This is a genomic window from Planococcus notacanthi (genome assembly GCF_030407825.1).
Taxonomy (GTDB): domain Bacteria; phylum Bacillota; class Bacilli; order Bacillales_A; family Planococcaceae; genus Planococcus; species Planococcus notacanthi.
Genome location: NZ_JASDCQ010000003.1, coordinates 162,612 through 178,295 on the forward strand (window position 1 = coordinate 162,612; position 15,684 = coordinate 178,295).

The following is a 15,684-nucleotide window of genomic DNA, read 5'->3' on the forward strand; positions in this document are numbered from 1 at the left end:
GCTGTGGAAAAAATACCGGATGTGAATGTTTACGTAAGATTTTGTGAAACCGACGCCGGGGGCCACGTCAGCAACGTCAGTTATTTCATTTACCTGGAAGAAGCCCGTTCGAAATTCTTCCAGGCCGTCGGTTTTACGGGGAAAGAAAAAAGAGGGAACATCGATTTTATCGTCGCTTCTACGAGCTGTGATTTTTTGGCCCAGGCTTACGCGGGGCAAACCTTGGCAATTGCCACAAAGGTAGAGCGGATCGGCACTAAAAGCTTTAAACTGGCGCACGAGGTCACCGATCACGAAACCGGAAAAGGGATTGCTTCAGGGTGGGCGGCAATCGTCTGTTTTGATTACCAGAAGCAGCAGACTGAAAAAGTGCCGCCTATGCTCCTTGAAATACTTGAGGAATTTTTGGTGACGGCATAGTCTATCGGGCGGCTTGAAAGAAAAGAGGAATGACAATGGATTTCAACTTGAGTGAAGATATTCAATTTCTCAAACGCAATGTTCGCGACTTTATCCAAAACGAAGTAGAAAAAGTAGCAATGCAAATTGAAGAAGAAAATGAAATTCCGGATCGGATCATCCAGTTATCGAAAGAAATGGGTTTGTTCGGTTTGAGCATTCCAGAAGAATATGGGGGACTGGGCATCGATATGGTCGGGAAATGCGCGCTCTATGAAGAAATTGGAGCAACGCACAACGGTTATACAACGCTGATCGGAGCCCATACAGGCATAGGCACTGTGGGAATTGTCGAGATGGGCAATGAACAGCAAAAAAGAAAGTATTTGCCGGATATGGCTTCGGGAGAACGGCTTGGCGCTTTTGCGCTGACCGAACCCCAAGCGGGTTCTCATGCAACGAACTTGAAAACGACTGCCGTTAAAAAGGGCGATAAGTATATATTGAACGGCCTTAAGCATTATATTACGAACGCTACGAGAGCGGACGTGTTTACAGTAATGGCAGTAACCGATCCTGAAAAAGGGGCGAAAGGCATCACCTCATTCATCGTGGAAAAAGGATTTCCAGGTTTCCAAGTGGGGGTTGTAGAGAAAAAGATGGGCCTTCACGGTTCCCATTCAGCAGAAGTCATCATGGAAGATTGTGAAGTGCCTGTTGGAAATGTACTGGGCAGTGAAGGCCAGGGGTATGTCAATGCGCTGAAAATACTGGCGAACGGCCGGGCTGGCCTGGCAGCCAGAAATCTTGGGTCATCCCAGCATCTTCTCGATTTATCTGTCACTTTTGCCAAAGAACGTGTGCAGTTTGGCAAGCCGATCATTGAGCATCAAGCTGTTGCCCATATGCTTTCCGAAATGGCGGTGGATGTAGAGGTGTTGCGCTCCTTTATGTACCGTGTAGCTTGGATGGTCGACCAAGGCCAGCAAGTGATCAAAGAAGCGGCGATGGTGAAATTGTTCGGTTCCGAAGTGTATAACCGGGTTGCCGATAAGGCACTCCAGGTTCACGGAGGGATCGGTTATATTGCCGATTATCCGATTGAACGGTATTACCGTGACGCGAGAATCACGCGGATTTACGAAGGGACTTCTGAAATCCAGAAAAACATTATCGCGGGGCGTTTGAGTAAAGAGTATTCTTAGCAATTGATTCGGTCAGATTATGAGGAAGAGGAGGGGGAAAGATGGACTTATTTTTGCAGCAGGTTTTTAATGGGCTTACTCTTGGAAGCGTTTACACACTGGTTGCTATTGGTTTGACGCTGGTTTTCGGTATTTTGCATATTCCAAACTTTGCGCATGGTGCGCTGTATTTAATTGGTGGCTACGTCACGTTGATGGTCATGACCGCTACGGGTGTCCATTATTTTATTGCCATCATCGCATCGATTGTCGTCGTAGCGGTGCTCGCAGTCTTAATGGAAAGGCTGGTATTTCATCCGCTTCGGAATTCACCGCCAATCCATGACAAAATTGCAGCCATCGGTTTGGTGCTGTTTTTTGAGGCATTGGTTCAACTTGTATGGGGCACCGAATACCTGCGCATGCTGACGCCGTTCGACAACAACATCTCGGTGGCAGGCGTATCGATGACCAGCCAGCGGCTTCTGGTGATTGCGGTGACTTTCGCGGTCGTCGTCTTATTGACGCTGTTTTTGAAAAAAACCATGATGGGCGCTTCGATTCTTGCTATGGCACAAAACCGAGAAGGGGCGTTTTTAGTCGGCATCAATGCCAATAAAGTGGCCATGATGACATTTGCAATTTCAGGCGCCTTGGCTGCAATTGCCGCTTCTCTCGCTTCTCCGATTAATCTGGTGTTTCCGGCAATGGGGCATTTGGTTATCTTAAAAGCTTTTGTGGTCGTCATCATCGGTGGGATGGGCAGTATTCCCGGAGCCATCATCGCAGGGCTCATCCTTGGATTAACGGAAAGCATGGGAGCTACGTATATTTCGAATGATTATAAAGATATGATTGCGTTTTTATTATTGATCGTCATCATGACAGTACGTCCTAAAGGGTTATTTGCAAAGGGGGTCTATTAAGTGGATAAGATTTTCAATCACCGCACCCTGATTGCTTTATTGGTTGTCTTTGCGCTGGTATTTCCCTTGATCTATGCAGAAAACCGCTATGTGCTGCACGTGATGACCATCGGGTTCATCTTCACGATCAGCGTCTACGGCATGAACATCATCGCCGGTTTTACGGGACAGTTGTCTCTGGCGCATGCTGGATTTTTCGCTATCGGCGCCTATTCTCTGGGAATTCTGACGACGCGGACAGAAATGAATTTTTGGCTGGCTCTCTTGCTGGCGGTGCTGATCACCAGCGCTGCCGGATTGGTGCTCGGAGCCATTGCGCTTCGAACGAAAGAGCATTTCTTCGCTATTTATACCTTGATTGTCGGCTACCTGATTTACCTGCTGATTGATAAATGGGATGGACTGACGGGCGGAGTTCGCGGATTGATCGGTATTCCAATTCCGGATCCGATTGGGCCATTGAACTTCGAGTCGGCGACATCGATGTATTACCTGGTGCTGTTTTTCCTGCTGCTGTCCATTTTCATTGCCGTTCGCATTGTCCGCTCTCTGACAGGCAGAACGTATATCGCCATCCGCAACAGCGAAGATCTGGCACAGACACTCGGCATCAATACCAAAGTGAATAAGCTGGTGTCGTTTGTCATTTCAGTCGCTTATGCCGGACTGGCCGGTGCTTTATACGCTTCCTTGACCCGCTTTATCGGTCCGGATGTGGCAAGTACGAATATGGTCTTCAACTTTCTCATGTATTTGATTGTCGGGGGGATCGGAACCCTTTCCGGTCCACTTGTCGGAACAATGCTGTTTATCTGGCTGGAACAATTCCTGAGAAGCTATCAGGAATATCATTTATTGATTTTTGGTCCGATTCTGGTCATCATGGTCATTTTCTTTCCGACGGGGATTGTTGGAGGATTTTACCGAATCAAAGCCAAGCTCCAGCAGAAGAAAGTGCCGAAGGACAATAGATACTTCAATCCGGTTCCAGTGAAATCGACGAAAAAATAAATGGGGGTGTCAATGTGGCATTTATTGAAGTGAAAGGAATCACCAAGAAATTCGGTGGCCTGACTGCTGTCGACAATGTGGATTTTGAAATAGAGCAAGGGAAAATCACTGCAATCATCGGTCCGAATGGAGCTGGAAAATCTACTTTCTTTAATTTGATCAACGGTTTTCATAAGCCGACATCCGGCCGAATTCTATTTGAAGGAAAAGACATTACAAAGATACCAGTGCATAAAGGTGCGCACCTAGGCATTGCAAGAACGTTCCAAACAACTCATTTATTCGAACAATCGACGGTCGTCGATAATGTCATCGTGGGCCACCGTTTGCGGACGAAATCGAATTTGTTCGATGCGGTGTTCCGAACGCGGCGGGAGAAGCAGGAAGAAAAGAAAGCTTACGAAATCGCCATGGGGGCGTTGGAATTTGTCGGAATGGCACATTTAGCGGATACACCGGTTTCCACCATCACGCAAGAAGCGAAAAAGAGGGTAGCGATTGCCTTGGCTCTTGCGACAGGTCCAAAAGTGATGTTTCTTGATGAACCGGCTGCCGGCATCAACCCGGAAGAAACGGACGGACTGGCCCAGCTGATGAAAAAAATAGCAGCCAGCGGCATTACCGTATGCACCATCGAGCACAAGATGCAGATGATTATGGGGATGGCCGACAAAATCATGGTCTTGAATCAAGGTGCGAAAATTGCGGAAGGTACCCCTGATGAAATAAAGAATAATCCGGTGGTCATTGAAGCCTATTTGGGAGGTGAAGCGATTGCTGAAGTTAACTGATGTAACTGTAAGGTTCGGTGCGTTCCAGGCACTCAACAATATCAATATCGAAGTGGAGGAAGGGGAATTGGTGGTTCTGCTCGGAGCCAATGGTGCGGGGAAAAGCACGATTTTCAACGCCATCAGTGGACTGAGTAAGCCTACAGTAGGCGATATCCGATTTTTGGGGGAGAGTGTCAAAGGCAATTCACCTGACCGAATGGTGAAAGTCGGCGTCGTCCAATGCCCTGAAGGAAAAAAACTTTTTCCGGATATGACCGTCCAGCAGAATTTGATGATGGGTGGTTTTGTCCACCGGGGCAAAAAAACACAACTGAAAAATTCGTTGGAAGAAGTCTATGAGCTGTTTGGAATTTTAAGGGACAAGAAAGATGATTCGGCAGGCTCATTGAGTGGGGGGCAACAGCAGATGCTGGCAATCGGCCGTGCCCTGATGTCCAAACCGAAGCTGATCATGTTGGATGAGCCTTCCATTGGCCTTGCTCCATTAATCGTGGAACAGATGTTTTCAATCATCCAGAAAATCAACCAGAGCGGTACGACCGTGCTGCTTGCGGAACAGAATGCCAATGCCGCTTTGAAAATTGCGGACCGTGGTTATGTGATTGAAAATGGTGCAGTTGTTCTAAAAGGCAGCAGTGCTGAACTATTCAATAACGATGCGATTCGGAAAGCCTATATCGGCGCCTAATGCATGACAATTGGAATTTAAGGGGGTGAGACTCCGCTTCTCGGGTTGCCGCATTAAAAATTCAAGATAAAAGGGGAGATAACTTTATGCACTCATTGAAAAAAGTTCTGTTTGGCGGATTGCTGTTTCTATTGATTTTCATTGTATCAGCTTGTGGAAATGAAGATGCGTCACCAGATGCAGAAGGCAGCTCAGGCAGTTCAGGGGAGTCTGGCGGAGAAATCACCATCGGCTACAGTGGACCATTAAGCGGACCTGCAGCAACTTACGGAGAAGAAACCTTAAAAGGATTGGAAATGGCTGTAAAAGATATCAATGAAGAAGGTGGAATAGAAGTGGACGGGAAAAATTACACGTTCGCTGTTTCTACTTTGGATGACAAATACTTGCCGAATGAAACGGCAGCCAACGCTAAACGCCTTGTACAGGAAGAAGACGCGAAGTTTATCTACAGCCCGCACAGCGGCGGTATTTACGCTATGCAAGTATTTAATGAAATGGAAGATTTCGTCATTATGGGTTACACAAGTGAACCGGGTGTCACAGATCAAGGCAATACATTGAACGTCCGGATTCCTCCTCGTTATGACCAATATTTAGAGCCGTTTACAGAGTATGAAATGGAACGTTTCGGTGAGAAAATTGCATTCCTTCCAACAGCAAGCCAATACGGAAAAGACTGGTCTGAAATGCTTCAGCCGGTTTGGGAAGAAAAAGGCGGGGAAGTGGTCTTTAATGAATCCATCGATTTCAGCAAAGACACAGATTTCCAGACCATTGTATCGAATGCTCTAGAACAGGATCCGGATGTTATGTTCATTGGCGGTCCCTCTGAACCGACAGCGCTAGTGGCAAAGCAGGCACGCGATCTTGGATTTGAAGGCGGATTCCTGATTATGGACCAAGCGAAACTGGATGAAATGGCTGCTGTTCTGGGCGGCGACTACAGCATGCTTGAAGGGGCGATTTCCACGACGCCATTGGTCAAATCGGAATTCCCGGGCACTGCGGAATATGTTGCGAAATACAAAGAAAATAATGACCGGGATCCGAGCGCAGAGTCAGCTTTCCATTACGTTTCAATGTATGTATTGGCAGAAGCGATGAAAGCTGCTGGAACGGTGGATGATACAAAAGCCATCATGGCAGCAATGGATGAAGGAGCCAAAAACCTTCCGGAAAACAAACAAGTGTATACAGTTCCTGGAGTCGGAGAAGACGGCGGCTTCGATTCAATGCTCCGCGTTTCTTATATCGAAGATGGTGAAATAATAGTGGTCGGTGATTAACGCTGAAACCAGAGGAGAGTACAGCCTGTACTCTCTTTTGCTTTATCTTTATGGATGGAGGCAAAAGAAATGTTATAATACGACAAGGCTTTTAAGACTAAGAAAGGCAGTGGGCTGCGTGAAAAGTGAACTAATCAAACAAAGCATCAATCTTTTTGTGGAGAAAGGATTCAGTGCCACTTCCATACAAGATATCGTTGATACAATCGGGGTAACAAAAGGTTCTTTCTACTATCATTTCAAAAGCAAGGAAGCACTTTTGATGGATATCCATTCGCATTATATTGATGATCTGTTAAGAAGGCAGAGGGCCATTCTGGATACTGAGAAAAGCCATAAGGATAAGTTGATGGCCATTGTTGAACTCATTATTGTCGATATTGAAAAACAAGGGGCAGTAGGCCGTGTGTATTTCCGTGAAATTCGCCATTTGAAAGAAGAAAATGCAGCCATCATCCGGGAAAAACGGGCTGATTTCCGCAACAATATCGAAGTGTTGCTGAAAGAAGGCATTGAAGCGAATGAATTCAGAAAAGAGCTGCAGCCTAAAATCATTACATTTGCCATTTTGGGCATCACGAATTGGAGCTACCAATGGTTCAATGTCGAAGGCAGTTTGACCGTAAAAGAACTTTCTGCGATGTACACGGATTTTATCCTGCATGGCATTCAATCTCCTGATGCGTCCAACTAAGAGCGTCTCCTAACTTCAATCATTGGAGTTGGGGAGGTGCTTTTTCTTATTGCCATTATTAGTTTCCAGCTCCAGCAAAAACCGCTTGAAATCAAGTCCGCCTCTGTAACCGCCGATGGTGCCATTTTTGCTGATGACCCGGTGGCATGGCACAGTGATGAGCAAAGGGTTTGCACCGATGGCGGAGGCGACTGCCCGCACAGCTGATGGCTTGCCGATCTGTTCGGCAATTTCGGAATAGGTGACGGTTTGGCCGTAGGGAATCTTATGGAGTGCTTCCCAGACTTGTTGCTGAAAAGTTGTTCCTGGTGCATCGGCAGACAAAGAAAATTCCTGTTGGGACCCATCCAGGTAAGCTGTTAATTCTTGTTTAGAGTCCGACAGCAAACTGTCGTTTTGTTCCAGGCTTGCCGCTGGAAAATGCTTATGGATATAAACCGATAACTCGCTGAAACTGTCACCGGGTGAGCCGATGTAACACAAACCGTTTTCAGTTTTGGCGATGTGCAGTTGCCATTGGCCATGTTCGAAAATAGACCAATAAATGCGGGAACCAGTTGTACGCATGCGCTTCTCATCCTTTCTGATAGTTGAAGAGTTTTCCTGGGTAGGATGGTTGTGTATCTGTGCTGTTACTTCTTACTTTCTTCAAAATAAGGTTTTAGTACAGGAAAAGCAAGCGGATAAAATAGTGGATGAAGAACAGTTTTAATCATTGCGATACGGGAATAAAGGGACTAGCAAAAGAAAGGGAGGGATTACGATGGCAAGAGATAAAAATTTGGAAGAACTGAAGGAAAAACAGTTGGAAAAGGAACAAAGAGAACAGGAGAAAGAGATGGAAATGACAGACAGCGGACGGATCCCCAATCTGGAAGACGACACGGAAGAGCGTACAGAAGAGAAAGAACAATAGCAGCTGACTTGATTTCCCGCATCCTGGTTTCGACCGGGGAGCGGGTTTTTCATGGGAAGGCGTGTTACTATAGACATTATCAAAAAACAAAGAGAGAGTGGTCTATATGTTCAACTCCTTAATTGAATTAATGGAAGCGAAAGATTTGAAAGACAAGCGTTCAATTCCATGGAATCAAATATGCCAAGAAGAGCGATTATCCGAACGATTTATTAAAGAAAACGTGGACCAAGTGAATTGGAAGCTGATTTCAACCCATCAGGAATTGTCTGAAACGTTCATCCGTAAGTATAGAAACCGTCTGTTTTGGGATGAGATCATCAAAGTTCAAAAGCTTTCCGAAGCCTTTATCGAGAAATTTGCAGATGAAAAGAAATGGCGTCCCATTGCAAAAGAAGAGCTGAGCAAAAAGCAGCAAAAGACATTCGAAAAAGAAGGGCAGCCATTCGATTCAACAGAATATTGGAAGTTTGTCTCGATGAAGCAGCAGTTGGCCAACTCCAAAGGGTTGTCGCCTGCGTTTATTGAAAAGCACCAAGACAAATTAGATTGGACAGAGTTGTGCCGCCATCAGTATTTACCGATGCCGCTGATCCATCGCCATGCCCGCAAAGTGAATTGGACACTGGTGACGCGCCATCAAGTTTTATCCGAACGTTTTATCGAGAAGTACAGCAATGACGTCGAATGGGAAACCATCACTTTTCATCAATCGCTATCCGAACGCTTCATCAACCGCCACCAAGCGAAAATGAGTTTTATTTCAGCGGAAGAAAGGCGTTCTGAAGCCTTTTTATATACCCATTTCAACAAGTTGGATGCGGCGTCGATTCTGGAACATCAACAATTACAGAATGTAAAAAAGTATGATCCTTTGGACGTCTATGTGCTGACTAAAAACAGCGAAAAGAAGTATATTTTGAAGTTTCACGATCTTACGGAAAGTTTAGAACCGGTCCGGAAAGCCGATGAAGAGGAACTTTACGAGCACTTGGAAGAACACGATTTATTGGCAACTGCAGGAGAAGATTTTCCTGAACTGTTGATCGTCGGTGACCTGCGGTTCTGATAAGGGTTAGTCCTTTACGGAAATTGCTGATGATCAGGAAAAATCGAAAACTGATTGATGTAAATAACCGCCTCTCTGCCAGATGGAGAGACGGTTATTTTTTGTTTTTGCGGAAAACAGGTTATACTGAATAAAAAAATTGAAAGTTGGGATTCTATACATGGCGTTTACTGATTTATCAATTGCGAGCGAAGCGACGATCCAGCCAATTTTGGAAATTGCAGAACAGGCGGGGATCTCTAAAAAAGCCTTGGAATTATACGGAAACTATAAAGCGAAAATAAACGTGGATCAATTGCCGCCAGTCCAAAAAATGGGACAAGTGGTGCTGGTGACAGCAATTAGCCCAACACCTGCAGGAGAAGGGAAGTCTACTGTAACTGTAGGGTTAGCGGATGCCTTCAAGCAATTGAATGAATCAGTGGCTGTTGCGTTGCGTGAACCCTCTTTGGGACCGGTAATGGGTGTTAAAGGCGGAGCTACTGGCGGCGGGTTTGCGCAAGTACTGCCAATGGAAGACATCAATCTGCATTTCACAGGAGATATCCATGCCATTACATCAGCGAATAATGCATTGGCAGCCTTGATCGACAATCACTTGCACCAAGGAAATGTCTTGAAAATCGACCCGCGCCGCATCACCTGGAAGCGTGCGCTGGACATCAATGACCGAGCTTTGCGGCAAGTGACCATCGGCCTTGGTGGGCCTGGACAAGGAGTGCCAAGGCAAGACGGTTTTGATATTACGGTAGCTTCGGAAATTATGGCGGTGCTTTGTTTGGCGGGTTCATTGGTGGACTTGAAAGAACGGTTGGCACAAATGGTCATCGGCTATACGTACGACAGAGATCCTATAACGGTAAGAGACCTTGGAGCGGAAGGGGCTTTAACGCTCTTGCTGAAAGAGGCTTTTAAGCCGAACTTGGTGCAGACAATTGAAGGTACACCTGCTATTATCCACGGCGGTCCGTTTGCGAACATCGCCCATGGCTGCAACTCACTGATTGCCACGAATACGGCAAGAAGAGTGGCTGATATTGTCGTCACAGAAGCGGGGTTCGGTGCAGATTTGGGTGCGGAGAAGTTCATGCACATCAAATCAAGAAAAGGCGGTTTCCATCCGGATGCGGTGGTCATTGTGGCGACTGTGCGTGCGCTTAAAATGCATGGAGGCGTTGCGAAAACTCTATTGGCTGAAGAAGATGCGGAAGCAGTCAAACGAGGCATGGTCAATTTAGCAAAGCATGTGGATACGATCCGGCAATTCGGTATCGAGCCGGTTGTAGCATTGAACCGCTTTTCTGGGGACAGCGAAGCGGAATTGGCTGCAGTGCTCGATTGGGCAGAAGCAGAAGGTGTGGCAGTTGCCATGACAGAAGTCTGGGAAAAAGGCGGAGCTGGAGGCATTGCCTTGGCGAGGCTGGTTAAACAGGAACTGGAGCGTCCGACAGATTTCCATCACTTGTATCAGGAAGACGATTCGATCGAAGAAAAACTTCGGACGATTGTCCAGAAAGTTTACGGTGGAGCGGATATTCAATTATCGGATTTGGCACAAAAGCAACTGGTTGAATTGAAGAAATACGGCTGGGATTCCTTGCCGATCTGTATGGCGAAAACCCAGTACTCGTTATCGGATCAGCCTAAACTGCTGGGGCGGCCAGAAGGATTCACCATCACGATCCGGGAAATCATTCCGAAGCTTGGAGCGGGATTCTTGGTCTGTCTAACGGGTGACATTATGACGATGCCAGGTCTGCCAAAACAACCGGCTGCTTTGAATATGGATGTTACTTCTGACGGCAAGGCTGTCGGTTTATTTTAAAGAAAAGGGCTCGCAGCTTATATGCGAGTCCTTTTTTGGTTTTTAAAAAATTGAAATCCTACTCGCTTTAATTTAACTTAATAATCAGAAAAAATAACGCCATTATGGGAAATGAATGGTAGAATATAGGTGTCAAAGCATCATCAGTAAGGGGAGGAAATTATGCCAGGGACCATTGTTGAAAGTATTTACGGAAAGCTGCGAGGCCAGCAACAGGGCAATGTCATTGTTTGGAAAGGCATCCCCTATGCGAAGCCGCCTACCGGCAACCGTCGCTTTCGGGCACCTCAGCCGCCGGAGCCGTGGTCGGAAGTGCGCGAAGCCCTTCTATTCGGACCATCAGCTATACAAGCCAGCAATGGCATCATGGAGTTTTTAGAAAATCGAGCAGACAACACCAGTGAAGATTGCTTGTACTTGAATGTTTGGTCGCCAGCAGCTGATAACCATCGCCGTCCGGTTATGGTATGGATCCATGGCGGGGCTTTTACTACTGGTGCCGGATCCAGCAAAACCTATGACGGCAGTTCTTTCGCAACTGAAGGAGACGTTGTCGTTGTCACTTTCAACTACCGTCTGGGTGCTCTTGGATTTTTGCATTTAGGGGGCATCGGAGGTGCTGACTTTTCGGGTTCCTGCAATTGTGGCATCTTAGATCAACTGGCTGCACTTCAATGGGTTCAGGACAATATTGAAAAGTTCGGTGGAGATCCGGACCGGGTAACGGTTTTCGGGGAATCTGCCGGTGCGATGAGCATAGGGGTCCTGATGGCGATTCCCAAGGCAAAAGGGCTGTTCCAACAGGCAATCCTGCAAAGTGGGGCAGCAGCAAATGTCCTCAGTTCTTCCATTGCGGAAAAAGTCAGCAGCCGTCTTTTGGCTGCATTGAACATCGGGCATGGAGAAGTAGACAAAATCAGGGAGATTCCAGCGCAGCAATTAGTGGATACGGCTGCTTTGCTTCCGGCGATGAGCCTGGTTCCAGTTATAGAAGGCGATTTGCTTCCAGTACACCCTGAGCAGGCACTTGCCAAAGGGATAGCTAAAGATATGCCGGTACTGATTGGCACAAATAAAGATGAATACCGGCTCTTCAGCTTTTTTGACCCTCGTTGGAAACAAGGGGATCAAGAGGAAATCATTTCGATTTTTGAACATACATTTGGCCTTAACTGGTTGGGAATTTCACAGTATTTGCTAAATGGAGAAGAATTGAACCAAAACATTTACGATAAGCTGATGACGATGAGCCTATTTACATTTCCCGCGCTGGAGCTTGCAGAACTGCAGGCTAAGCAGGGTGCTCCTGTTTGGATGTATCGTTTCGACTGGGAGACGCCGGTTTTTGGAGGAGAGCTGAAAGCTTGCCATAGCCTGGAGCTTCCGTTTGTCTGGAACACATTATCTAAAGAAGGCACCGAGCGGTTGACCGGGAACTCGGAGGAACGGCACAAACTGGCGGAAGAAATACACCATTCCTGGATCAGATTTGCCAGAAGCGGCAATCCCAATGCGCCGAAACTGCCGGAGTGGAGGGCTTATAATTTGGAACACCGCCCCGTCATGATTTTTAATCGGGAGAATGTGCTCGTCCATGATCCGAACAGCGAAGAACGAAAGAAATGGAAAAATCTCATGGTTCATCTGGAAAAGTCCCGTTAACAGCAGAAACGGATGAACGGGAGGGACGAATATGAAAAATGAAATCAGGGTCACAGATTTTATTGAACAAGGAACAGCGATCTACGTAAAGGCTGAAGTTTACGATCATCAACAAAACCAATGGTACGAAGAAGAACTGAGGTTTTTGGATGAGTTGCTGTATGGCGATTTGGTTCATCCCAGAAAGTCGCCTTTAACAGAACAATGCCGTTTGGAAACCATTGCCTATTTAAAACAGTATTTTGGACGCGCTACCGATTGAACTGACAAATTCCATCTGTGGATCTTGCAGAGCCATGTCCCGCCTTTTTGTGCAAGCGAGTTCTTTTGGTGAATCTAGTTATGGTCAAAACAGGTTCTTGAAAGGGAGAGGTCCGTATGAAATTCCAATCAACGCGCCAGCAACAGACAGCTTTAAGTTTGACTGTTTACAACGATGGATTCGCCTTAGTCAAAGAGACACGAATGATTCCAGGAAACCATGAATTGGAGGAAGTTCAGTTTATGGATATCGCTTCACGGATTGAGGCGGATTCCGTCTTGGTTGATGGGCTTCACGTACTCGAACAAAGTTATGACTGCGATTTGATCAGTAAGGAAAAACTCCTGGAGAAATACATTGATGAAGTGTTGACTGTCAGGAATGCGGAGTTGGGGGAAGAGATGCAAATCCGGCTTCTCAGTGTGACAGGCAGTATTATTGGGAAACGGGTCGATACAAAGGAAATCGTAATTGACCCTGTTGGCCAATTGATTCTTCCGGCGCTGCCGGAGGGGTTATTGACAAAACCGACTCTGGTTTGGAAAATAGCGCCTATTGAAACAGACACAGAAGCGAGAATTTCTTATTTGACTCAAGGCTTGGAATGGCGAGCAAATTATGTGGCGGAAATCCGCGATTCTAAGCTGGTTTTTTCAGGCTGGATTCAACTTTCCAACAATAGCGGGATGGATTTTTTCGATAGCCGGCTAAAATTGGCTTCCGGAAAGGTGAACCGATTTGCAGATGCCTATCCACTGAATGAATCAATCAGACTGTTTGCCAAAGCAGAGGAACCTGATTCGGCATTTGAAGAACATGGCTTTGCCGATTATCATGCTTACAGCATGGAACGGGCAATAACCATCATAAGGGAACAGACCAAACAAATCAGTTTCCTGAAAGTGGGGAATGCAGCATTTCGTAAGCTTTACAAAGTGGAAACTGGAAGCAAACAAGTAAAAGTCATTCTTGAATTTGATAATACGGAAGCCAATAACTTGGGCATGCCCTTGCCTAAGGGATTGCTCAAAGTATATGAACAAGACCAGGACGGTGAAATGGAGTTTATCGGAGAAAATGCGATTAACCATGTGGCAGCCGAACAGAAACTATCCTTGGTGATTGGAGATGCGTTTGATCTCATCAGTAAAAACTGGGAGAAAAAGCGCGACAGACGCGGACATTTTGACTATGTCACGCATGTTTATAAAATAAAGAACCAAAAGGCGGAGAATGTTCGGATCGATGTCAGCCATCGAATACCTGAGCGGATTTGGCAGATGGAATCATCTACACATGATTACGAAGTAAAGCAGTCAAATGAACTTGAATTCCGAGTCCGCATCCCTTCGGGGAAAACGGCCGAAGTGGAATTCACATATAAAGTGGATCGGACCGATGAGCGTCTTAAGCAAAGTCATGAAAAGTGAGAAGCATCCTCTTATTGGAAGCTGATAAAATTAATTTCCTTTTAATGGTGATGTTTTAGCTGAGGTTTGATAAAATTATTTTAAGCATCATCATTTTATGGACAAAGGGGAATTGGTAAGATGTTTAAAAAAATGGCTTCTGAAGCACTTGGATTATCGGATATTGGGAAAATAATTGACCCGCAGGATTTTGACAAAACGGATTCTGATGATTATGTCATGACTGAAGATGGAGAGAAAATCTATTTTCTGATCAAAACAAAAGCGGATGAATATTGCTTCACTAATTTGGCCATCATCCATGTCGATGGAGAAAGTGCGATGTCTTCAAAACGTACGTTGAGACGCTATCCATATTCTCAGTACAGCATTTCAAATGTTGTTCTTGAAACTGCGGGCAAGATCGATTTAGATGTTGAACTTGCGTTTACTGTAGGGTCGATTCCTTTTAAGATTGATGTCCAAAAACAGCAGGCGGAGCGTTTGACAGACCTGTATAAATCGCTTTTAAGAATCGCTGAACATACCCATGAAAATGCAATCATCATCAATATGGCCAACGACAGCCTGGAAAAAGCGGTGACGGTTCTGCAGAATTCAAGATCGGGTGATGTGGCATTAAGCGATCAGTATTCGAAGCTGACCGATTTTGGTTTTACCTGGATGACATCTGTCCGCAACCAATACCATGTCAAAGACTTTGGCGATGTATTTGAAAAGTACATCAACAATTGAAATGAAAAAGATGGATGCCGAATGGGTTCCATCTTTTTTTAGTATGGTCCTGCAACAGTGAAACTGAAAAATACGGACAGGAAATTAGAGTGACAGTCTAGAGAGCTGCCTGACAATGAAGGAGGAAGCCAATGTATAAAACGATATTGACGCCAAGGGTTTCAGAGACGGATGGTGTGGGCCATATCAACAATACAACCTTGCCGGTATGGTTTGAAGCAGCCAGAAATCCCTTATTCGATTTGTTCACACCCGACCATGATTTTGCGAAGTGGAAAATGGTCATCGTCAAGACTGTCTTGGAATTCACGGGACAAATCTATTTTGGCAAAGACGTGGCAGTGAATGTATGGGTCAAGAAAATCGGCAACAGCAGCCTGGAATTATACGAAGAACTTTACCAGGAAGGAAATCTTTGCGCACGGAACACGGCCGTTTATGTGAATTATGATTTGGACAGCCAGAAATCTGAAAAGATTCCAGAAGCGATCCGCCAGGAATTGGCTAAACACCTTTGGGAAGAAAAAGATAAATAATATTTTGTCTGAATAAACGGAATACTTATTTAACAGAAGCATCTCTTGAAAAGTGGAAACAGCGTGCTATAATAAGACCATTCAAATACGATTCACTCATATAATCGCGGGGATATGGCCCGCAAGTTTCTACCGGTTTGCCGTAAACGAACTGACTATGAGAAGCAACGAAGCACAGGAAATGCGTCTTTTTGGCGTTTATTTCTTTTTGTTTCCTTTCGAATTTTAAGCTCGAAGGACATTGCTCCACTCATGGTTATGGAT

Annotated in this window: 17 protein-coding genes and 1 riboswitch; of the genes, 16 read left to right on the top strand and 1 reads right to left on the bottom strand. The window is 45.6% G+C overall.

From position 1 onward, the window contains the following. Nucleotides 1-3: 3 nt before the first annotated feature. The 8 genes from QMA01_RS12075 to QMA01_RS12110 all read left to right on the top strand — a co-directional run bounded on the left by QMA01_RS12075 (nt 4) and on the right by QMA01_RS12110 (nt 6,985). The gene (locus tag QMA01_RS12075) at nt 4-420 is read left to right on the top strand and encodes an acyl-CoA thioesterase (RefSeq protein WP_290215085.1); all 417 of its coding nucleotides are present in this window, start codon (nt 4-6) and stop codon (nt 418-420) included. 35 nt (nt 421-455) lie between these two features. After that, nucleotides 456-1,604 carry an acyl-CoA dehydrogenase family protein gene (locus QMA01_RS12080; protein WP_290215086.1) on the top strand — a complete coding sequence of 383 codons (1,149 nt, stop codon included), beginning with the start codon at nt 456-458 and terminating at the stop codon, nt 1,602-1,604. A 41-nt stretch (nt 1,605-1,645) separates the two neighbouring features. Continuing rightward, nucleotides 1,646-2,509, top strand: coding sequence for a branched-chain amino acid ABC transporter permease (locus QMA01_RS12085; RefSeq protein WP_203340603.1), 864 nt, complete (start codon nt 1,646-1,648; stop codon nt 2,507-2,509). Next, nucleotides 2,510-3,520: a branched-chain amino acid ABC transporter permease gene (locus QMA01_RS12090; protein ID WP_203340602.1), complete on the top strand. Its 1,011-nt coding sequence runs from the start codon at nt 2,510-2,512 to the stop codon at nt 3,518-3,520. Nucleotides 3,521-3,534: 14 nt separating this feature from the next. Beyond that, complete coding sequence (locus QMA01_RS12095) at nt 3,535-4,311, top strand: ABC transporter ATP-binding protein (RefSeq protein WP_290215087.1); 777 nt, start codon at nt 3,535-3,537, stop codon at nt 4,309-4,311. After that, complete coding sequence (locus tag QMA01_RS12100; protein WP_290215088.1) at nt 4,295-5,002, top strand: ABC transporter ATP-binding protein; 708 nt, start codon at nt 4,295-4,297, stop codon at nt 5,000-5,002. Before QMA01_RS12095 ends, QMA01_RS12100 begins: the two co-directional genes overlap by 17 nt. 86 nt (nt 5,003-5,088) lie before the next feature. Further along, nucleotides 5,089-6,291: an ABC transporter substrate-binding protein gene (locus tag QMA01_RS12105; RefSeq protein WP_290215089.1), complete on the top strand. Its 1,203-nt coding sequence runs from the start codon at nt 5,089-5,091 to the stop codon at nt 6,289-6,291. Nucleotides 6,292-6,409: 118 nt separating this feature from the next. Then, the gene (locus QMA01_RS12110) at nt 6,410-6,985 is read left to right on the top strand and encodes a TetR/AcrR family transcriptional regulator (protein WP_203340598.1); all 576 of its coding nucleotides are present in this window, start codon (nt 6,410-6,412) and stop codon (nt 6,983-6,985) included. 15 nt (nt 6,986-7,000) lie between these two features. On the opposite strand, the gene QMA01_RS12115 is transcribed toward QMA01_RS12110, so the two are convergent. Then, entirely contained in the window at nt 7,001-7,552 is a 552-nt protein-coding gene (locus QMA01_RS12115; RefSeq protein ID WP_290215090.1) for a methylated-DNA--[protein]-cysteine S-methyltransferase, read from the bottom strand. Between the two features lie 196 nt (nt 7,553-7,748). On the opposite strand from QMA01_RS12115, the gene QMA01_RS12120 reads away from it, so the two are divergent. The 8 genes from QMA01_RS12120 to QMA01_RS12155 all read left to right on the top strand — a co-directional run bounded on the left by QMA01_RS12120 (nt 7,749) and on the right by QMA01_RS12155 (nt 15,420). Further along, complete coding sequence (locus QMA01_RS12120) at nt 7,749-7,901, top strand: hypothetical protein (protein ID WP_290186248.1); 153 nt, start codon at nt 7,749-7,751, stop codon at nt 7,899-7,901. A gap of 106 nt (nt 7,902-8,007) precedes the next feature. After that, a complete protein-coding gene (locus QMA01_RS12125; protein WP_290186246.1) occupies nt 8,008-8,970 on the top strand; it encodes a hypothetical protein in 963 nt (320 codons plus the stop codon). A 160-nt stretch (nt 8,971-9,130) separates the two neighbouring features. Further along, a complete protein-coding gene (locus tag QMA01_RS12130; protein WP_290215091.1) occupies nt 9,131-10,795 on the top strand; it encodes a formate--tetrahydrofolate ligase in 1,665 nt (554 codons plus the stop codon). A gap of 162 nt (nt 10,796-10,957) precedes the next feature. Continuing rightward, on the top strand, nt 10,958-12,457 hold the full coding sequence (locus QMA01_RS12135) for a carboxylesterase/lipase family protein (protein WP_290215092.1): 1,500 nt from the start codon (nt 10,958-10,960) through the stop codon (nt 12,455-12,457). Nucleotides 12,458-12,488: 31 nt separating this feature from the next. Beyond that, on the top strand, nt 12,489-12,719 hold the full coding sequence (locus tag QMA01_RS12140; protein WP_290215093.1) for a hypothetical protein: 231 nt from the start codon (nt 12,489-12,491) through the stop codon (nt 12,717-12,719). A gap of 116 nt (nt 12,720-12,835) precedes the next feature. Further along, the gene (locus QMA01_RS12145; protein WP_290186237.1) at nt 12,836-14,149 is read left to right on the top strand and encodes a DUF4139 domain-containing protein; all 1,314 of its coding nucleotides are present in this window, start codon (nt 12,836-12,838) and stop codon (nt 14,147-14,149) included. 120 nt (nt 14,150-14,269) lie between these two features. After that, a complete protein-coding gene (locus tag QMA01_RS12150; RefSeq protein WP_191715354.1) occupies nt 14,270-14,884 on the top strand; it encodes a PH domain-containing protein in 615 nt (204 codons plus the stop codon). A gap of 131 nt (nt 14,885-15,015) precedes the next feature. Beyond that, complete coding sequence (locus QMA01_RS12155) at nt 15,016-15,420, top strand: acyl-CoA thioesterase (protein WP_191715355.1); 405 nt, start codon at nt 15,016-15,018, stop codon at nt 15,418-15,420. A 76-nt stretch (nt 15,421-15,496) separates the two neighbouring features. Next, nucleotides 15,497-15,598, top strand: a riboswitch (purine riboswitch). The last annotated feature ends 86 nt before the right edge of the window (nt 15,599-15,684 follow it).